We start from the raw sequence: 17,603 nt of genomic DNA on the forward strand, positions 1-17,603 counted from the left end.
CGAGGCCACGCGCAGCCCGCTCACGCGACCCTTGGCCTGGTAGCGGTCGGGCGCGCCCAGCGTGCCTTGCCAGTTGATGTCGATGTGCTCCACCAGCCCGCGCGGCGCATAGGCCCCGAGCACGCGGTGGGTGGCGTCGCCCAGCGGCAGCCGGTCGGCGATGAGGGCCAGCGCGGCCAGGTCGAGCCGGTCGGCGCGCATGGCGCCGTGCTCGGGCGTGCGGCCCTTGCCGGGCGTGTGCTGCAGCCACAGGTTGCCGCCGGGCCAGCGCAGGCCGTCGCTGGTGTCGAACTGCAGCGCGGTGGTTGCGAACTCCAGCGTTTCGGCGGTGAGCTGGCCCGAGAGCCGGCCGGTCACGGTGCGCAGCACCAGCGGCTGCAGGCCCTTGTCGAGCGAGACGTCGACCTTGTCCAGGCCCAGGTCGGCCGCGCCGCCGACGACCTGGCCGTCGTCCACGTCGGCCCACACGCGCAGCGCGCCGTTGCCTTCGCGGATGCGCGCGTCGAGCGCCACGTACTGCCCGAGCCGGGTCACGTCGATGTAGGGCAGGTCGACGTAGAGCTGGCCGTCCCAGGTCTGCCAGTGGCCGCTGCGTATCGACAGCAGGGGCTGGCGGAACTGGCCGCGCAGGGTGAAGCGCTCGCCCCAGCCGGCCGGCGGCGTGGCGTCCAGCCGCAGGCCGTGGCGCCGGCCGCTGTTGCGCGCGACGAAGCGCACGTCGGTCAGCAGCAGGGGCTCGGCCTGGCGCTGCTCGTCGGTCCAGCGCACGGTGCCGCCTTCGACGACCAGCTCGCGCTGCGCGAAAAACCAGTCTGCGCCGCGGGTCTCTCCGGTGGTGTCGGTCGCCATGTGCAATCCAGCCACATGGAGTTTTCCCTGAGTGTCACGGCGCACGTCGACCTGCGGGCCCTCGATGTAGAGCTGCTCGAAATTCAGGCGCCAGAGCGAGCGCGGCGACACGCTGGCCACCACGCGCACGAGGCGAAGGGCCTCGCGCTTGTCGGCGTCCTGCAGCACCACGTCGCGCAATTCGAAGGCTGGGAAAAGCCCTTCGGAGCGGGCGGTGATCGATCCGATGCGGACCGGCACGCCGATGGCCTTGCTAGCCTGTGCCTCCAGAGCGCCGCGAAAATCACCGATTCGCGGCACAATCCACGCGTGTAGGACAACGACTGACAGCGCCAGCAGAAGCCATGCAGCGATCAACAGACCCAGCAGCCAGCGCGCCGTCACAGCGGTGATTTTGAGCAGACGTGAAGGGGTAGACGCCGTGTCGTTCATTGAGGATCGCGCTGTGTCGGGAATTATGACCGCCAGCATTCAGAGGGGTTCCACGGAAACCAGCATCAGTGTGAACCAGTTGCCAGCCACTTCTTCGACGCAAACAGCGTTCTCTTCTTACTCACGCTTCGTGCAGCGCCTGCGTCGCAGGTATGCGGCCGAGCTTTCATTGCTTCCCCCTGGCGCGCCGCGGCGCGAGTCGATGACGGTGGCTTACGAGGCATTGCGCCGCCGTGGGGACAGCGTCGGCGATGCACTGAGGATTGTGCGGCAGCTCGTGATGGAGCGACTTGTAACCCTTGATTGCGAAGAACAGGCGCCGCTGGCCGTGGTGACCACCGCCGTCACCGAGCTGGCCGAGCTGGCGCTCGACCTCGCCTGCGAGGACGCCTGCCGCGAACTCGACGCCGTGCACGGCGCCCCGCTCGGCCCCGAAGGCCAGCGCGCGCAGCTGTGGGTGGTGGGCATGGGCAAGCTCGGCGCGCGCGAGCTGAACGTGTCGAGCGACATCGACCTGATCTATCTCTACGACGTCGACGGCGAGACGAAGGGCGACGCCGACGGGCGCGGCCGGCTGTCGAACCAGGAGTACTTCTCGCGCGCCGTGAAGCGCATCTACGCGCTGGTGGGCGACACCACCGAGCACGGCTTCGTGTTCCGCGTCGACCTGGCGCTGCGGCCCAACGGCAACTCGGGGCCGAGCGTGGTCTCGCTCGATGCGCTCGAAGAATATTTCCAGGTGCAGGGCCGCGAGTGGGAGCGCTTTGCCTGGATGAAGAGCCGGGTGGTGGCGCCGCGCGACATCGTGCTCGCGGGCCAGGCCCAGGCGCTGCGCGGGGCGGTGCTGCCCTTCGTGTTCCGCCGCTACCTCGACTACAGCGTGTTCGACTCGCTGCGCGTCCTGCACCGCCAGATCCGCGAGCAGTCGGCGCGCCGCAGCGCCGGGCGGCCCGAGCGCGCCAACGACGTGAAGCTGTCGCGCGGCGGCATCCGCGAAATCGAATTCACCGTGCAGCTGCTGCAGGTGGTGCGCGGCGGCCAGTTCCCCGAACTGCGCACGCGGCCCACGCTCGACGCGCTGCAGCGGCTGGCGCGCGCCAACCTGATGCCGCAGGAAACCGCCGACGCGCTGGCCGCGGCCTACGAGTTCCTGCGCCGCGTGGAGCACCGCATCCAGTACCTGGACGACCAGCAGACGCATGCGCTGCCGGTGGCCGACGACGACCTGCGCTGGATTGCCCAGACGCTCGGCTACCCCGACTGCTGCGCCTTCCTGGAGCAGCTCGACACGCACCGCGAGTTCGTCGCGCAGGAGTTCGACAAGCTGCTGGGCGGCGAGAAGCCCTGCAACGGCAAGTGCAACGGCAAGAAGGCCGCCGCGCCCGCCGAGTTGGCCGACCTGCTCGACGACCTGCCGCCGGCCTTTGCCGAGCGCATCCGCGACTGGTGCGAGCAGCCCCGCGTGCTGGCCTTGCGCGAGGAAACCCGCGTGCGGCTGCGCCAGCTGGTGCAGCGCACCGGCGTCTGGCTCAAGGAAGCCGACGGCGACGGGCCGGGGCAAACGCCGCGCCACGTCGATGCCGCCATGCGCTGGGCCGACTGGATCGAACCGCTGATGCGGCGCGAGAGCTATCTGGCATTGCTGGTCGAGCGCCCCGCCGTGCAGGAACGCCTGCTGCGCCTGCTGGGCGCGGCCAAGTGGCCGGCGCGCTACCTGATGCAGCACCCGGGCGTGATCGACGAGCTGGCGAGCGACGAAATGCTCTCGGGCCGCTTCGTGGCCGCCGAGTTCGAGCGCGAGCTCGAGGCGCGCCATGAATCGCTCACGCGCACCGGCGAGGCCGACGAAGAGCGCCTGCTGAACCTGCTGCGCCACGCCCACCATGCCGAGGTGTTCCGCACGCTGGCGCGCGACGTCGACGGCCGCATCACCGTCGAGCAGGTGGCCGACGACCTGAGCGCGCTGGCCGACACCACCTTGCGCGTGACCGCCCGCTGGTGCTGGCCGCATGTGCGCAACCGGCACCGCGAGGTGGCGCAGTTCGCGATCATCGGCTACGGCAAGCTGGGCGGCAAAGAGCTGGGCTACGGCAGCGACCTGGACATCGTGTTCGTCTACGACGACGACGACGAACGCGCCGGCGAGGTCTATGCGGCCTATGTGCGCAAGCTCATCAACTGGCTCACGGTGAAGACGCGCGAGGGCGACCTGTTCGAGATCGACACGGCGCTGCGGCCCAACGGCAACTCGGGCCTGCTGACCACCAGTTTCCAAGCCTACGAAAAGTACCAGCTCGGCCGCGGCAGCAACACCGCGTGGACCTGGGAACACCAGGCCATGACGCGCGCCCGCTTCGTGCTGGGCAGCGCCGACCACGGCGCCGAACTGGGCGCGCGTTTCGACCAGGTGCGCGAGGCCGTGCTGGTGGCGCCGCGCGACCGCGAGGCGCTGAAGGCCGAGATCATTGCCATGCGCGAAAAGCTGCGCGGCGCGCGGCCCGTGAAGGCCGACCGCTTCGACGTGAAGCACAGCCCTGGCGGCATGGTCGACGCCGAGTTCGCGGTGCAGTTCCTGGTGCTGTCGTCTTCGGGCGAGCACCCCGAGCTGATTCCCAACGTGGGCAACATCGCGCTGCTGCTGCGCGCCGAACTGGCCGGGCTGCTGCCCGAGGGCGTGGGCCGCAGCGCCGCGCGCGCCTACCGCGAGCTGCGCCGCGTGCAGCACCGCGCGCGCCTGAACGAAGAACCGACGCAAGTCACCCCGCCCGCACTGGCCGCCGAACGCGACGCCATGCTGGCACTATGGAAGGCTGTATTTGGCTGACAGTGCCCGCACTACTCCCGTGACCCGCACGAACACCGCGCTGGCAGCCTGCGCGGTGGCTGTCGCCGTCTTCCTCGCGGGCTGTGCGAGCGGTCCGCGCTCCAGCGGTGGCGGCGGTGCCAGCGGCCGCGACGGCCCGGGCACGAACATTCCTTCGGACCTGGCGCGCGTGCCCGACGCCGAGCCCCGCATCGAGCCCATCCGCACCAGCGGCGGCACGGCCAAGCCCTACACGGTGCTGGGCCGCGGCTATGCGCCGCTCACCGACGACCAGCCGTTCCGCGAATCGGGGCTGGCGTCGTGGTACGGCACCAAGTTCCACGCGCAGTCGACCTCCAGCGGCGAGCCCTACGACATGTACGCCATGACGGCCGCGCACAAGACGCTGCCGCTGCCCAGCTATGTGCGCGTGCGCAACCCGGCCAACGGGCGCGAGGTGATCGTGCGCGTGAACGACCGCGGCCCGTTCGTGGACGGCCGCGTGATCGACCTGAGCTACACGGCCGCTCTGAAGCTCGACCTGCTGCGCGGCGTGGCGCCCGTGGAAATCGAGCGGATCACGAACGAAGACATCCGCACGGGCGCATGGCGGCGCGACACGGGCACGGCGTACGCCTCCGCGGCGCCCGCGCCCGTGCCCGCGCCGTTTGTTCCGGTGCGCGTGCCGTCGTCGCGCACGGCGAATTCGCAGGCGCCGGTGGTCGTGCCCGCCCAGTGGACAACGTCGGTCGCCGCGAACGGCTACAACGACATCCCGCCGCCCGCCTCCGCGATGCCGGTCGCGCCGCAGACGCCGATCGCCACCATGCCGCCCGTGGGCGCCGAGCCGGAATCGGCGCAGTCGCCGCCTTCCACTGCGCCGTCGCGCTCCGCGATCACGGTGACCGACCTGGCACCACTGCAGGCCGCGCCGGCGTCACCACCGCCGCTGCCGGCGGGCGCACCGGCGCCTTCGACGGCGCTGCAGGGCTTCTGGGTGCAGCTGGGCGCGTTCCGCGAACGCGACGGCGCCGAGAGCATGCTGAACCAGGCCGCGCGCGGCCTGCCTTCCCTGGCGCCGCAGCTGCGCGTGTTCAGCGAGGCCGGCACGCACCGGCTGCAGGCCGGGCCCTTCCCTTCGCGCAATGCGGCGGGCGAAGCGGTCACGCAGCTGCGCGACAGCCTGCGCATCGCGCCGATGGTGGTGGAGCGCAGGTAGCCAACCCTCGGCGGCTCAGGCCAGCGGCTTGACCGCGACCGGCACGCGCATGCCGACGTTGAGCCGGTTCCAGGTGTTGATCTGCGCGATCGCCACCGAGAGCTCGGCAATTTCCTGGTCGTTGAAGTCGGCCTTCAGCGCGGCGAACTCGGCCTCGCGTTCATCGTGCCTGTCGGCCAGCCGCGTGAGCGATTCGGCCCAGGCCAGCGCGGCGCGTTCGCGCGCGCTGAAGAAGCTGACCTCGCGCCATGTCGGCAGGCTGTTGATGCGCTGCCACTCTTCGCCCTGCTTGCGCAGGTCGCGCACGTGCATGTCCAGGCAGTAGGCGCAGCCGTTGATCTGCGAGACGCGGGCGTAGACGAGGTCGACCAGCACCTTGCCGAGCGTGCTCGACTCGATGGTGGTGTTGACCGCGAGGATGGCCTCGAAGGACTTCGGAACGAGCTTGAACCAGTTGAGGCGAGGGGTGGTGTTCATGAGGTATCTCCAGGTGGGTTGCAATGAATCTGCTGACCTACTGAAGACGGGCGGGCGCCACGCCCTGTGACACGCCGCGCGAACTATTTCGAGGAAAAAAGCTGCGCGATGCGCGCCAGCTTGTCGGGGTTGCGTTGCGCGCGGATGCGCACGATGCGGCCGTTCTCGATCTCGAAGGTCTGGGCCGATTCGAGTTCGCCGTCGAGGAAACGCAGCATGCCCGGCTCGCCGTTGATGTCGACCAGCACCATGCGCACGGCGGGCCCCATGCGGCGCCAGAGCGCGAAATACAGCTGCGCCAGGCGCTGGCTGCCGCGCAGCACCTTGCTGAAGGTCTGCACCTTGCCGCCGCCGTCGCCGATCAGTTCCACGTCCTCGGCCATCAGCGCCTTCAGGTCTTGCAGGCTGCCGCGCGCGGCCGCATCGGCAAAGGCGCGCAGCAAGCGCTCATGGGTCTCGCGCGGCACGCTGAAGCGCGGGCGCCCTTCCTGCACCTGGGCCTTGGCGCGGTGCACCAGCTGGCGGCAGGCGGCCTCGCTCTTGCCGAGGGTGCGGGCGACCTCGTCGTAGTCAGCATCGAACACCTCGCGCAGCAGGAAGGCGGCACGGGCCTCGGGCGCCAGGCGCTCCAGCACGGCGAGGAAGGCAACGGAGATGTTGTCGGCGCGCTCGAGCAGTTGCTCGGGGGTGGTGGGCGCGTCGGTCAGCGTGGGCTCGGGCATCCAGGCGCCGATGTAGTGCTCGCGCTGGACCTTGGCGGCGCGCAGCCGGTCGATCGACAGGCGCGTGACCACTGTCACGAGCCAGGCTTCGGCGCTGTCGAAGGTGTCCCGGGCGGCTTCGTGCCAGCGCAGCCAGGCGTCCTGCACGACCTCCTCGGCCTCGGCCATGGAGCCAAGCATGCGGTAGGCGATGCCCTGCAGGCGCGGGCGGTGGCGGTCGAAAGTGAGGGTGGCGTCGTCCATGGCTGCTAGACGGCTGGCACGCGTGGTTTGTGACACGCGCTCCAAAAAAATCGCCCCGGGGTGCGGGGCGATGTTCTTTCTTGCTCAGGCGCCCTGGTACTCGGGCTTGGGGCCCAGGGAGGCCGCGATTTCCTTGCGGTAGCGGTTCAGTTCCTGGACCGTCTTGAAGCTGCGGTTCATGAGCAGGCTCAGGTTGTGCAGGATGCGCTCGCCGACCTTGGTTTCCCAGACGGCGTCGAACTTGATCTGCTTGTCGAGCCAGTGCTCGAGCCAGTCCGGGTCGGGCATGCGGCTCTGGATGGTGTCGTTGGGGAACAGCGCCTTGTTGACGTGCAGGTTCGTCGGGTGCAGCGCCTGCGCCGTGCGGCGGGCGCTGGCCATCAGGACGCCGACCTTGGTGAAGGCGGCGCGGGCCTCGTCGCCGAACTTTTCCATGGCGCGCTTCATGTAGCGCAGGTAGGCGCCGCCGTGGCGGGCTTCGTCCTGGCTCAGCGTGGTGTAGATGTGCTTGATGACCGGCTCGGTGTGCCACTGGGCGGCACGGCGGTACCAGTGGTTCAGGCGGATCTCGCCGCAGAAGTGCAGCATGAGGGTTTCCAGCGGCGGCGCCGGGTCGAAGTCGAAGCGCACTTCGTGCAGTTCGGCCTCGGTGGGGGCGTGCTGGGGGCTGAAACGCTTCAGGTATTCCATGAGCACCAGCGAGTGCTTCTGCTCTTCGAAGAACCAGATCGACATGAAAGCCGAAAAGTCGCTATCGTGGCGGTTGTCGCGCAGGAACATCTCGGTGGCCGGCAACGCCGCCCACTCGGTGATGGCATTCATCTTGATGGTCTGCGCCTGCTCTTCCGTCAGCAAAGAAGCGTCGAACGACTGCCAGGGAATGTCCTTGTCCATGTCCCAGCGGACGGATTCGAGTTGTCTGAAGAGTTCCGGATAGAGCATCAATGTCTTTCTATGGCCGTCGATTTTAGTCGGCCCGTTTGGCGCGACCATGACAGACGCGCGATGATGCGTATACGTGCGTCTTTGCGGCACGGATGCACACCCTCCCTTTTGAACCAGGAGTCCGCCATGCGTACCCCCTCCTTATTGTCGATGCTCCTTGGCTTCGGACCGGCCATTTCCCTCTGGGCGAGTCTGTTTACGGCCCTTCCGGCCAGCGCGCAAGCAGCACCTGCCGCACCCGCCGCCACCGAAGCCGCGGGGTGCCCCACCATCCTCCAGCACACCTTCCCGCGACTGCAGGATGAAAAACCCCAGGCCCTGTGCCAGTACTCCGGCAAGGTGGTGCTGGTGGTCAATACGGCCAGCTTCTGCGGTTTCACGCCGCAATACAAGGGGCTGGAGGCGCTGGACCTGAAATACCGCGCGCGCGGTCTCGTGGTGCTGGGCTTCCCGTCGAACGATTTCTCGCAGGAATCGGGCTCGAACAAGGAAATTGCCGACTTCTGCGAGAGCACCTTCGGCGTGAAATTCCCGATGTTCGCCAAGTCGTCGGTGCGCGGCACCGACGCGAACCCGCTGTTCAAGCAGCTCGCGCAGGCCTCGGGCACCACGCCCAAGTGGAACTTCTACAAGTACCTGATCGGGCGCGACGGCAAGGTCGTGCAGGCGTGGTCGAGCATGACGGCGCCCGACGAAAACGGCTTCGTGAACGTCATCGAGAAGCAGCTCGGGCCGAATTAAGACTGAACAGTTCACAAAAAGACGGATCGGTAATATTATTTACCGATGCGTCCAATCCTCCGTGAACTCAGCGAAACAAATGTTTACCTCTGCGGTGGGAACCGTGCCACGGGCGCAGCGCTCCTAACTTGCGTGGGCAGTGATTGCCCACCGGTTTTCATGTTGCGAGGTCTTCCGGACGCCTGCCGTCCGGTCGAAATCCCGAGGCGATTCTTCTCCTCCTCCCTCCCTCCCTCCTTCGCGTCGGGGCGCCTCGCAGCATTTTTGTCTTCCAGCCGGGCGGGGTTCGCGTCATGACGCAGCCCCCGCGCATCGCCGTCATCGGCGCCGGCATCTCGGGCTTGGCCGCGGCGCATTCGCTGCGTGACGCGGCAGCCGTCACCCTCTTCGAAGCCGGTCACTACTTTGGCGGCCACGCGCATACGGCCACGGTCGAACTGCCGCGCTCGGCCACCGACGCCGGCCGCGTCGCGCACGGCGTGGACACCGGCTTCCTGGTCTACAACGACCGCACGTACCCGAACCTGATCCGCCTTTTCGCCGAGCTCGGCGTCGAGACCGCGCTGTCGGAGATGTCGTTCTCGGTGCAAGCCACGCGCGACGACGGCCGGGCGCTCGAGTGGAGCGGCAACAACCTGGGCACCGTGTTCGCGCAGCGCCGCAACCTGTTCGACGCCCGCTTCCTGGGCATGCTGCGCGACCTGCTGCGCTTCAACCGCCTGACCACGCGCATCGCCGAGGCCGGCACCGAGGGCGAACTGGCCCAGCCGCTGGGCGAGTTCCTCGACGCCCATCGCTTCGGCGCGGCGTTTCGCGACTGGTACTTCCTGCCGATGATGGGCTGCATCTGGAGCTGCTCGACCACCCAGATGCTGGCGTTTCCGGTGGCGACCATGATCCGGTTCTGCCACAACCACGGCCTGATCCAGATCGCCAACCGGCCGCAATGGCGCACCGTGCGTGGCGGCTCGCGCCACTACGTCGAGAAGATCGTCGCGGGCCTGCCCGACAAGCGCCTGAACACGCCGGTGCGGCGCGTGACCCGCACCGAGCACGGCGTGCTGCTGGCCACCGACGCCGGCACCGAGCGCTTCGACCACGTGGTGCTGGCCACCCACTCCGACCAGTCGCTCGCCATGCTCGGCGACGCCAGCCCGGCCGAGGCCGCAGTGCTGGGCGCGATCCGCTACCAGGCCAACCACGCCGTGCTCCACACCGACGCCGCCGTGCTGCCGCAGCGCCGCGCGGCGTGGGCCGCCTGGAACTACGAGCGCGCGGCGGCCGGCGAGCGCGAATCGGGCCGCGTGTGCCTGCATTACCTGCTGAACAAGCTGCAGCCGCTGCCGTGGGAACAGCCGGTCGTCGTTTCGTTGAATCCGGTCCGCGAGATCCAGCGTAGTCAGGTCATGGCGGAATACGACTACGACCACCCGGTGCTCGACCTTGCCGCGATTCGCGCGCAGGCCGAAGTGCCCGCCTTGCAGGGCCAGCGCAACACCTGGTTCGCGGGCGCGTGGATGGGCTACGGCTTCCACGAAGACGGCCTGAAGGCCGGCCTGGCCGCGGCCGCCGGCCTGCGCGCGCGGCTGTCCCCCGGGGCCGACACGGCGGCAGCGAGGCACGCGGCATGACGCCCGCGCAGGCCGTGCCGCTGATGGGCTTCGGTGAAGTCCGCCACGCACGCCTGCGCCCGGCGCGCAACGCCTTCGTCTACCCCACTTATTTCCTGATGCTGCCGATGCGCACCCTGCGCGCACGCGGCAGCCAGGCCGTGGCGCTCAACCGCCGCGCGGCGCTGTCCTTTCACGACGTCGACCACGGCGACGGCCGCGCGCCCGATGCAGGCGGCGCGCTGGCCTGGCTCGACGAACTGCTGGCCGCCCACCGCATCCACGACGCCACCGGCGAAGCCTGGCTGCACTGCTATCCGCGCGTGTTCGGCTACACCTTCAAGCCCGTGAGCTTCTGGTATTGCCACACGCCCGAAGGCGTGCTGCGCGCGATCGTGGTCGAGGTCAACAACACCTTCGGCGAGCGCCACTGCTACCTGCTGGACCGGCCGGTGTACGGCGCCGAACTCAAGGCCAGCAAGGCCTTTCATGTCTCGCCGTTCTGCCAGGTCAGCGGCGACTACCGCTTCCGCTTCTTCGTCGATGCCGACATGACGCGCACCGTGGTGCGCATCGACCACGACGACGCCGAGGGCCCGCTGCTGCAGACCAGCGTGAGCGGCGAACTCGCCCCCATGAACGCGGCCAGCGTGCGGCGCGCGCTGTGGCGCTACCCGGCCATGACCTTCGGGCTGATCGCGCGCATCCACTGGCAGGCCGCGAAGCTGTGGCTCAAGCGCGTGCCCTTCGTCGCCAAGCCGGCGCCGCCCACCCATTTCGTTTCACGCGACAACCAGCAGCAGGCGAATCCATGACTTTCTCGACCACCACGGCTTCCCGCTTCTCGCTGCCCCAGGACGCGCCCGGCGCCGCGCGCACCGTGCTCGGCCTGCTGCAGCGGCTGGCCTACGGCTCGCTGACCGTGCGGCTGCCCGACGACTCGGTGCGGCACTTCGGCGCCACGCCGGGCAGCGGCCCCACGGCCTCGCTCACCTTGCGCAACTGGAACGTGTGCAAGGCCGCGCTCAAGTCGGGCGACATCGGCTTTGCCGAGAGCTACATCGCCGGCGACTGGACCACGCCCAACCTCACCGAGCTGATCAAGGTGTTCATCGCCAACCGCCGCGCCATCGAGGACGTGGTGTACGGCAGCTGGTTCGGCCGCCTGCTGTACCGCGTGCGGCACCTCATGAACCGCAACAGCAAGGCCGGCAGCTCGCGCAACATCCACGCGCACTACGACCTGGGCAACGCGTTCTACAAGCTCTGGCTCGACGAGACCATGAACTACTCGTCGGCCTGGTTCGAGGGCGACCTCTCCAAACCCATGCCCGAGGCACAGCGCGCCAAGGTGCGCCGCGCGCTCGAACTGGCCGCCGTGAAGCCCGGCGACCGCGTGCTCGAAATCGGCTGCGGCTGGGGCGCGCTGGCCGAAATGGCGGCGGTCGACTTCGGCGCCTCGGTGACGGGCGTGACGCTTTCCACCGAGCAACTGGCCTTTGCCCGTCAACGCACCGCCGGCCAGAAGACCGACCTGCGCCTGCAGGACTACCGCGACATCACCGACGCGCCCTTCGACGCCGTGTGCTCCATCGAAATGGTCGAGGCCGTGGGCCGCGCGTACTGGCCGACCTACTTCCAGAGCGTGAGCCGGCTGCTCAAGCCGGGCGGCCGCGCCTGCGTGCAGAGCATCGTGATCGACGACGAGTTGTTCGACCGCTACATCGACTCGACCGACTTCATCCAGCAGTACATCTTTCCGGGCGGCTGCCTGCCCTGCCCGCGCGAGTTCCGACGCGAGGCCGAGGCCGCGGGGCTGGAGGTGGTGGACGAGTTCGCCTTCGGCGCCGACTACGCCGAGACGCTGCGCCGCTGGCGCGAGAGCTTCCTCGGGCAGCGCAGCCACATCCTGCAGCTGGGCTTCGACGAGCGCTTCATGCGCATCTGGGAGTTCTACCTCGCCTACTGCGAGGCCGCCTTCTCGCAGGCCAACATCGACGTGGTGCAGTACACGCTGCGCAAGCGCTAGACCCGCGCGGCGTTGCCACTGCCCTCTCCCGTGTCCTCCTTCGGCCCTCTCGACGGCTTGCGCTACGGGCTGCTCGGGTTGCCGCTCGCCTTCGTCGCGCTGCCGCTCTACGTGCTGCTGCCCAACCACTACGCGCGCGCCTTCGGTGTGCCGCTGGCCACGCTGGGCGCGGTGCTGCTCGGCGCGCGGCTGCTCGATGCGCTGATCGACCCGCTGCTCGGGCGGCTCAGCGACCGGCTGCATGCGCGCTCGCCGCAGGCGGTGCTGGGCGCCGGCGCGGTCGCTGCCGGCGTGCTGCTGCTGGGCTTCGGGCTGCTGTTCTTTCCGCAAGCGCTGGTCGACCCTGCCCGCCACGGCATGCTGCTCGTGGCGGCAGCCCTGCTGCTGGCGCTGACCTACGCGGGCTACAGCATGCTGAGCATCGCGCACCAGTCGTGGGGCGCAATGCTGGGCGGCGATGCCTTGCAGCGCGGGCGCATCGTCGGCTGGCGCGAGGGCATGGGGCTGGTCGGCGTGGTGCTGGCCTCGGTGGTGCCAACGGTGGCCGGGCTGCCCGCGATGGTGACGCTGTTCGGCGTGCTGCTGGCGCTCGGCTGGGTGTTCTGGACGCGGGCGCCGCGGCCCGTGCGCGGCAACGCACCGCACACGGCGGTCGACCTGCGGCTGCCGCTGCGCCGCCCGGCGTTTCGCCGGCTGCTGGCGGTGTTCGTGCTCAACGGCATCGCGAGCGCGGTGCCCGCCACGCTGGTGCTGTTCTTCGTGCAAGACCGGCTGCAGTCGCCGGCCTCGCTGGAGCCGGCCTTCCTGGGCCTGTACTTCGTGATGGCGGCGGCGTCGATTCCGGTGTGGCTGCGCATCGTGCGCCGCTTCGGGCTGGCGCGCGCGTGGCTCGGGGGCATGTGCATGTCGGTGGCGGTGTTCGCCTGGGCCGGCGCGATGGGCGCGGGCGACGCGGCGGCGTTCCTGGTGGTGTGCGCGCTGTCGGGTTTTGCGATCGGCTCCGACCTCGTGCTGCCGGGCGCGCTGCTGGCCGGGATCATTGCCGAGGCCGGCGACCAGCCGCATGCCGGCGCCTACTTCGGCTGGTGGAATTTCGCGACCAAGCTCAACCTGGCGCTGGCCGCGGGGCTGGCGCTGCCGCTGCTCGGGCTGGCCGGCTACGTGCCGGGCGCGCGCGAACCGGGGGCGTTGCAGGCGCTGTCGCTGGCCTACTGCCTGCTGCCCTGCGTGCTCAAGGTGATCGCTGGCGCGTCGCTGTGGGCATTGGTGATCCGGCCGAGCGCTTCCGCAGCGCCCATGCCTGCGGCGAAAGCCTCGCCTTGAAGCCGCTCAACCCGCCGCTCGCCGACTGGCAGGGCAAGACGGCGTGGATCGTCGGTGCGTCCACCGGCATCGGCCGGGCGACGGTGCTGGCGCTGCTCGAACGCGGCGCGCGGGTCGGGGTGTCGGCGCGCAGCGGCGAGGCGCTCGAGGAACTGGCCGTGCTGCACAACGACCCCGCCCGGCCGCCGCGCGTGATCGTGCTGCCGCTCGACGTGCGCGACGCCGCCGCCGTGGCCGCCGCGCACGCACACCTGCTGGTGGCCGCCGGTGCGATCGACTTCGTGCTCTACAACGCCGCCACCTACGACGCGCTGCGCGCCGACGCGTTCTCGCTGGAGACGATGCTCGCGCACCAGCAGGTCAACTACGTGGGCGCGCTGAACCTGCTGGCGGCGGTGCTGCCCGGCTTCGTGGCGCGCAACACGGGGCATGTGTCGATCACCGGCAGCGTGGCCGGCTTTCGCGGACTGCCGCAAAGCCTGGCCTACGGCCCGACCAAGGCCGCGCTCGCCAACCTCGCCGAGGTGCTGTACATCGACCTGCATGCGCGCGGCATCGGCGTGAGCCTGGTGCAGCCGGGCTTTGTCGACACGCCGCTCACGGCGAAGAACGATTTCAGGATGCCGGCGCTGATCACGCCGGCCGAAGCGGCCCAGGCCATGCTCGACGGCTGGCGCAAGGGCGCCTTCGAGATCCACTTTCCGCGCCGCTTCACCTTCTGGATGAAGCTGATGCGGCTGCTGCCGTACCGGCTGTATTTCCCGGCGGTGGCCCGGTTCACGGGGCTGTGAAACGAAAAAGGCGCCGGGTGGCGCCTTTTTGCATTGTCAGGGTTGGGTGTCGATGAAGCTGGGCCGCAGCATCAGCTTGTCGTACAGCTTGGCCAGGTTGGCGTGGTCGGCGCGCCAGTCGATCTCGGGAAAGCGCAGGCTCAGCCAGCCCAGCGTGCAGCCGACCGCGATGTCCGACAGGCTCAGGTGGATGCCGCTGCAGAAGGGCTTGTCGCCCAGGCCCTTGGCCATGGCGGCCACGCCGTCCTCGACCTTGGTGCGCTGGCGCTCGATCCATGCCGCGCTGCGCTCGCCGTCGTTGCGGCCGGCCCAGGTGGCTTCCAGGCGCCAGAGCACGCCGGCGTCCATGACGCCGTCGGCCAGCGCTTCCCAGGTCTTGACCTCGGCGCGCTCGCGGCCCTGCTGCGGAATCAGCTTGCCGACGGGCGACAGTGTGTCGAGGTATTCGACGATCACGCGGGAGTCGAACATCGCCTCGCCGCCTTCCATGATCAGGCAGGGCACCTTCCCGAGGGGATTGGAGCTGGCGATGGTGGTGTCGGCAGCCCAGACGTCCTCGAGCACGAACTGGTAATCGAGCCGCTTTTCAGCCAGCACCACGCGCACCTTGCGCACGTAAGCGCTGGCGGCCGATCCGATCAGTTTCATGAAGGCTCTCTCCCTAAGCTATGACAACATTTGTTAATAGTCATTTTAGGTGAACGGGAAAACCAGAGGCCCGAATCGACCCCAATGTGTCGGGCGCGCCCCACGGACCGGCGGCCGCCTAAAATTCGGGCATGAGCTTTTCCACCGTCTCCGCCCTTTCCCCCCTTGACGGCCGCTACGCGGCCAAACTCGCGGCCTTGCGCCCGCTGATGAGCGAACAGGGCTATATGCACCGGCGCGTGCAAGTCGAGGTGGCGTGGTTCATTGCGCTGTCCGACTGCGGCTTCGCCGAATTCAAGCCCCTGACGGGCGGCGCCCGCAAGTACCTGCTGGGCCTGGTGGCCCACTTTTCCGAGGCCGACGCGCTGGCCATCAAGGAAATCGAGAAAACCACCAACCACGACGTGAAGGCGGTCGAATACTGGATCAAGTCCAAGTTCGAAGCCCGGCCGGAGCTGCTGGCCGCCGCCGAGTTCGTGCATTTCGCCTGCACCAGCGAAGACATCAACAACACCAGCCACGCCCTGCAGATCCAGGCCGCGCGCGACAAGGTCATGCTGCCGGCCATCGACGGCCTGATCGCCAAGCTGCGCGAAATGGCGCACCAGTTCGCCAACGTGTCGATGCTGTCGCGCACGCACGGCCAGACCGCCAGCCCGACCACGGTCGGCAAGGAAATCGCCAACGTGGCGGTGCGCCTGTCGAAGGCGCGCGCGCAGATCGCCTCGGTGCAGCTGCTGGGCAAGATGAACGGCGCGGTCGGCAACTACAACGCCCACCTGGCCGCCTGGCCCGAGTTCGACTGGGAAGCCTTCAGCCGCAAGGTCATCGAGACGCCCGCGCCGCTGGGCCTGGGCCTGAGCTTCCAGCCGTACAGCATCCAGATCGAGCCGCACGACTACATGGCCGAGCTGTTCGACGCGGTGGCCCGCGCCGACACCATCCTGATCGACTTCTCGCGCGACATCTGGGGCTACGTGAGCCTGGGCTACTTCAAGCAGCGCCTGAAGAAGGGCGAGATCGGCTCGTCGACCATGCCGCACAAGGTCAACCCGATCGACTTCGAGAACGCCGAAGGCAACCTGGGCCTGGCCAACGCGGTGCTGCGCCACCTGAGCGAGAAGCTGCCCATCAGCCGCTGGCAGCGCGACCTGACCGACAGCACGGTGCTGCGCAACATCGGCGTGGCCTTCGGCTACGCCACGCTGGCCTACGCAAGCCTGATGACCGGCCTGGGCAAGCTCGAGATCAACGAGGAAGCCATTGCCGCCGACCTCGACGCCTCGTGGGAAGTGCTGGCCGAGCCGATCCAGACCGTGATGCGCCGTTTTGGCGTGCAGGGCGCCTACGAGCAGCTCAAGGAAGTGACGCGCGGCAAGACCGTGACGGCCGAGGCGCTGCACGGCCTGATCCGCTCGCTGGAGATCCCGGAAGAAGAAAAAGCCCGGCTCCTGGCCATGACTCCCGCCAGCTATGTAGCAAGGCCGCGGAACTCGCCGGTAGAATCTAAGGCTTCGTGTACCGATACACCAGCCGCCCGAGGGCGGCTGTTTCACGTCGGGCACGCTCTTTTCCAGCCAACGCCCCCACGGGGCGCCAGCCAACAACACTTTGCCCGGGACTCGCCGTCCCTGTTGGTCATGCGCGCCCCTCTGAGACGCCTCTGGCTCAAGGTTCACCGCTGGAGCGGCCTCACGCTGGGCCCGATCCTCGCCCTCACCGCCCTGCTGGGCGCGGTGCTGGTGGTGGCGTTGCCGCTCGATCGCTACACCCACCGGGCGCTGTTCGTCGCCAACCCGGCGGCATCGTCCGCTGACGCCGGCCAGGCCGCGTTGCCGCTGGAGCCGCTGCGCCAGCGGCTGGCGGCCGAGTTCGGCCCCGACGCCAACTTCACGCTGCGCCCGCCGCGCCAACCCGGCGACACGCTCTGGGTGCTGGTGCGCGGCCAATGGGAGGGCACGCTCTACCTCGACCCGGCCACCGGCATGGAGCAGGGACGCCGCGGCACGCACGAAGGGGCCTACAACCTGCTGTTCGAGCTGCACAGCAGCCTGCTGCTCGACGACACGGGCAAGGGCATCCTGGCCTTCGTCGCCCTCTCCTATCTGTTCCTGCTGGTCACGGGCCTGGTGCTGTGGTGGCCGGTGCGCTGGCCGCCTTCGCTTCGCATCACGCTGGACCGGGGCCTGCTGCGCGGGCTGTTCGACCTGCACCGCACCGGCGGCGCGGTGCTCGGCCTGCTGATCGCGGTGTCGGTCGCCACGGGCGCCTACATGGCATGGCGGCCGCTGGGCGGCTTCATTTCGCAGGCGCTGGGGCAGCAGCCGGTCAAGCCGCCCGTGATCGCCAAGGGCGCCGGCACGGGGCCCAAGCTGCCGCTCGACGAACTCGTGGCGCGCGCGCAGCAGGCGTTTCCGGGCCAGCCGATCGGCTACATCCAGGTGCCCGGCAAGGCCGGCCGGCCGATGCGCGTGCGCTTCCGGCTGTCGGACGACCCGCACCCGAACGGCATCGGCTCGGTGTGGCTGAACCCGGTCACGGGCGAGGTGCTGGCGGCGCGCAAGTGGCAAGACCTGGACGCCGGCAACGGCGCGGTGGCGGTGATCTACCCGTTGCACACGGGCGAGCTGGGCGGCGTGCCGCACCAGGTGCTCACGGCGCTGCTGGGCCTGGCGCTCGGCGGCCTGGGCCTGAGCGGCGTGTGGCTCTGGTGGCGCCGCCGCACCGAGCGCCAGCGGCCTCGCGCACCGCAGATTCATTCGACAACATAG

The 17,603-nt window shown here is 69.2% G+C and carries 14 protein-coding genes and 1 pseudogene; 10 read left to right on the plus strand and 5 right to left on the minus strand.

The annotated features are described in order from the left end of the window. On the minus strand, positions 1-1,320 hold a 1,320-nt coding region (locus BMG07_RS10305), incomplete at its 3' end, for a YhdP family protein (protein ID WP_374221254.1). Here BMG07_RS10305 and glnE point away from each other — a divergent pair. Both glnE and BMG07_RS10315 read left to right on the plus strand, forming a co-directional pair. Then, entirely contained in the window at positions 1,307-4,105 is a 2,799-nt protein-coding gene (gene glnE / locus BMG07_RS10310; protein WP_198084484.1) for a bifunctional [glutamate--ammonia ligase]-adenylyl-L-tyrosine phosphorylase/[glutamate--ammonia-ligase] adenylyltransferase, read from the plus strand. The two genes, BMG07_RS10305 and glnE, sit on opposite strands and share 14 nt — an antisense overlap. Positions 4,106-4,124: 19 nt before the next feature. Then, complete coding sequence (locus tag BMG07_RS10315; RefSeq protein ID WP_307866927.1) at positions 4,125-5,303, plus strand: septal ring lytic transglycosylase RlpA family protein; 1,179 nt, start codon at positions 4,125-4,127, stop codon at positions 5,301-5,303. 15 nt (positions 5,304-5,318) lie between these two features. On the opposite strand, the gene BMG07_RS10320 is transcribed toward BMG07_RS10315, so the two are convergent. The 3 genes from BMG07_RS10320 to BMG07_RS10330 all read right to left on the minus strand — a co-directional run bounded on the left by BMG07_RS10320 (position 5,319) and on the right by BMG07_RS10330 (position 7,687). Next, entirely contained in the window at positions 5,319-5,780 is a 462-nt protein-coding gene (locus BMG07_RS10320; protein ID WP_198084486.1) for a carboxymuconolactone decarboxylase family protein, read from the minus strand. Positions 5,781-5,863: 83 nt separating this feature from the next. Further along, positions 5,864-6,745, minus strand: a complete 882-nt coding sequence (locus tag BMG07_RS10325; protein ID WP_198084487.1) for an RNA polymerase sigma-70 factor — start codon at positions 6,743-6,745, stop codon at positions 5,864-5,866. Between the two features lie 84 nt (positions 6,746-6,829). Then, complete coding sequence (locus BMG07_RS10330; protein ID WP_198084488.1) at positions 6,830-7,687, minus strand: ferritin-like domain-containing protein; 858 nt, start codon at positions 7,685-7,687, stop codon at positions 6,830-6,832. Positions 7,688-7,816: 129 nt separating this feature from the next. Here BMG07_RS10330 and BMG07_RS10335 point away from each other — a divergent pair, with 129 nt between their 5' ends. The 6 genes from BMG07_RS10335 to BMG07_RS10360 all read left to right on the plus strand — a co-directional run bounded on the left by BMG07_RS10335 (position 7,817) and on the right by BMG07_RS10360 (position 14,184). Further along, entirely contained in the window at positions 7,817-8,431 is a 615-nt protein-coding gene (locus BMG07_RS10335) for a glutathione peroxidase (protein WP_198084489.1), read from the plus strand. Positions 8,432-8,724: 293 nt separating this feature from the next. Continuing rightward, complete coding sequence (locus tag BMG07_RS10340) at positions 8,725-10,062, plus strand: NAD(P)/FAD-dependent oxidoreductase (RefSeq protein ID WP_198084490.1); 1,338 nt, start codon at positions 8,725-8,727, stop codon at positions 10,060-10,062. Further along, complete coding sequence (locus BMG07_RS10345; RefSeq protein WP_198084491.1) at positions 10,059-10,856, plus strand: DUF1365 domain-containing protein; 798 nt, start codon at positions 10,059-10,061, stop codon at positions 10,854-10,856. The genes BMG07_RS10340 and BMG07_RS10345 overlap by 4 nt, the downstream gene beginning before the upstream one ends. Beyond that, positions 10,853-12,070 (plus strand): cyclopropane-fatty-acyl-phospholipid synthase family protein, encoded by a 1,218-nt coding sequence (locus BMG07_RS10350; protein WP_198084492.1) that lies wholly within the window; start codon positions 10,853-10,855, stop codon positions 12,068-12,070. Before BMG07_RS10345 ends, BMG07_RS10350 begins: the two co-directional genes overlap by 4 nt. 30 nt (positions 12,071-12,100) lie before the next feature. Next, on the plus strand, positions 12,101-13,393 hold the full coding sequence (locus tag BMG07_RS10355; protein ID WP_198084493.1) for an MFS transporter: 1,293 nt from the start codon (positions 12,101-12,103) through the stop codon (positions 13,391-13,393). Beyond that, entirely contained in the window at positions 13,390-14,184 is a 795-nt protein-coding gene (locus BMG07_RS10360; RefSeq protein WP_198084494.1) for an SDR family oxidoreductase, read from the plus strand. Before BMG07_RS10355 ends, BMG07_RS10360 begins: the two co-directional genes overlap by 4 nt. Before the next feature lie 36 nt (positions 14,185-14,220). Here the strand turns inward: BMG07_RS10360 and BMG07_RS10365 are convergent, their stop codons facing one another. Then, positions 14,221-14,832 carry a glutathione S-transferase N-terminal domain-containing protein gene (locus tag BMG07_RS10365; protein WP_198084495.1) on the minus strand — a complete coding sequence of 204 codons (612 nt, stop codon included), beginning with the start codon at positions 14,830-14,832 and terminating at the stop codon, positions 14,221-14,223. Between the two features lie 131 nt (positions 14,833-14,963). On the opposite strand from BMG07_RS10365, the pseudogene purB reads away from it, so the two are divergent. Next, positions 14,964-16,342: pseudogene (gene purB / locus BMG07_RS10370) on the plus strand (adenylosuccinate lyase). A gap of 130 nt (positions 16,343-16,472) precedes the next feature. Beyond that, on the plus strand, positions 16,473-17,603 hold the full coding sequence (locus tag BMG07_RS10375; RefSeq protein ID WP_198084539.1) for a PepSY domain-containing protein: 1,131 nt from the start codon (positions 16,473-16,475) through the stop codon (positions 17,601-17,603).

It is taken from the genome of Variovorax sp. E3 (assembly GCF_016082275.1).
Lineage (GTDB): Bacteria > Pseudomonadota > Gammaproteobacteria > Burkholderiales > Burkholderiaceae_C > Variovorax.

What these genes read in the sequence shown, in the direction of transcription:
- glnE (WP_198084484.1), top strand. Translation starts at nt 1,307, where the DNA reads ATGACCGCCAGCATTCAGAGGGGTTCCACGGAAACCAGCATCAGTGTG.
- BMG07_RS10320 (WP_198084486.1), bottom strand. Translation starts at nt 5,780, where the DNA reads ATGAACACCACCCCTCGCCTCAACTGGTTCAAGCTCGTTCCGAAGTCC.
- BMG07_RS10325 (WP_198084487.1), bottom strand. Translation starts at nt 6,745, where the DNA reads ATGGACGACGCCACCCTCACTTTCGACCGCCACCGCCCGCGCCTGCAG.
- BMG07_RS10330 (WP_198084488.1), bottom strand. Translation starts at nt 7,687, where the DNA reads ATGCTCTATCCGGAACTCTTCAGACAACTCGAATCCGTCCGCTGGGAC.
- BMG07_RS10335 (WP_198084489.1), top strand. Translation starts at nt 7,817, where the DNA reads ATGCGTACCCCCTCCTTATTGTCGATGCTCCTTGGCTTCGGACCGGCC.
- BMG07_RS10340 (WP_198084490.1), top strand. Translation starts at nt 8,725, where the DNA reads ATGACGCAGCCCCCGCGCATCGCCGTCATCGGCGCCGGCATCTCGGGC.
- BMG07_RS10345 (WP_198084491.1), top strand. Translation starts at nt 10,059, where the DNA reads ATGACGCCCGCGCAGGCCGTGCCGCTGATGGGCTTCGGTGAAGTCCGC.
- BMG07_RS10350 (WP_198084492.1), top strand. Translation starts at nt 10,853, where the DNA reads ATGACTTTCTCGACCACCACGGCTTCCCGCTTCTCGCTGCCCCAGGAC.
- BMG07_RS10365 (WP_198084495.1), bottom strand. Translation starts at nt 14,832, where the DNA reads ATGAAACTGATCGGATCGGCCGCCAGCGCTTACGTGCGCAAGGTGCGC.
- BMG07_RS10375 (WP_198084539.1), top strand. Translation starts at nt 16,473, where the DNA reads ATGCGCGCCCCTCTGAGACGCCTCTGGCTCAAGGTTCACCGCTGGAGC.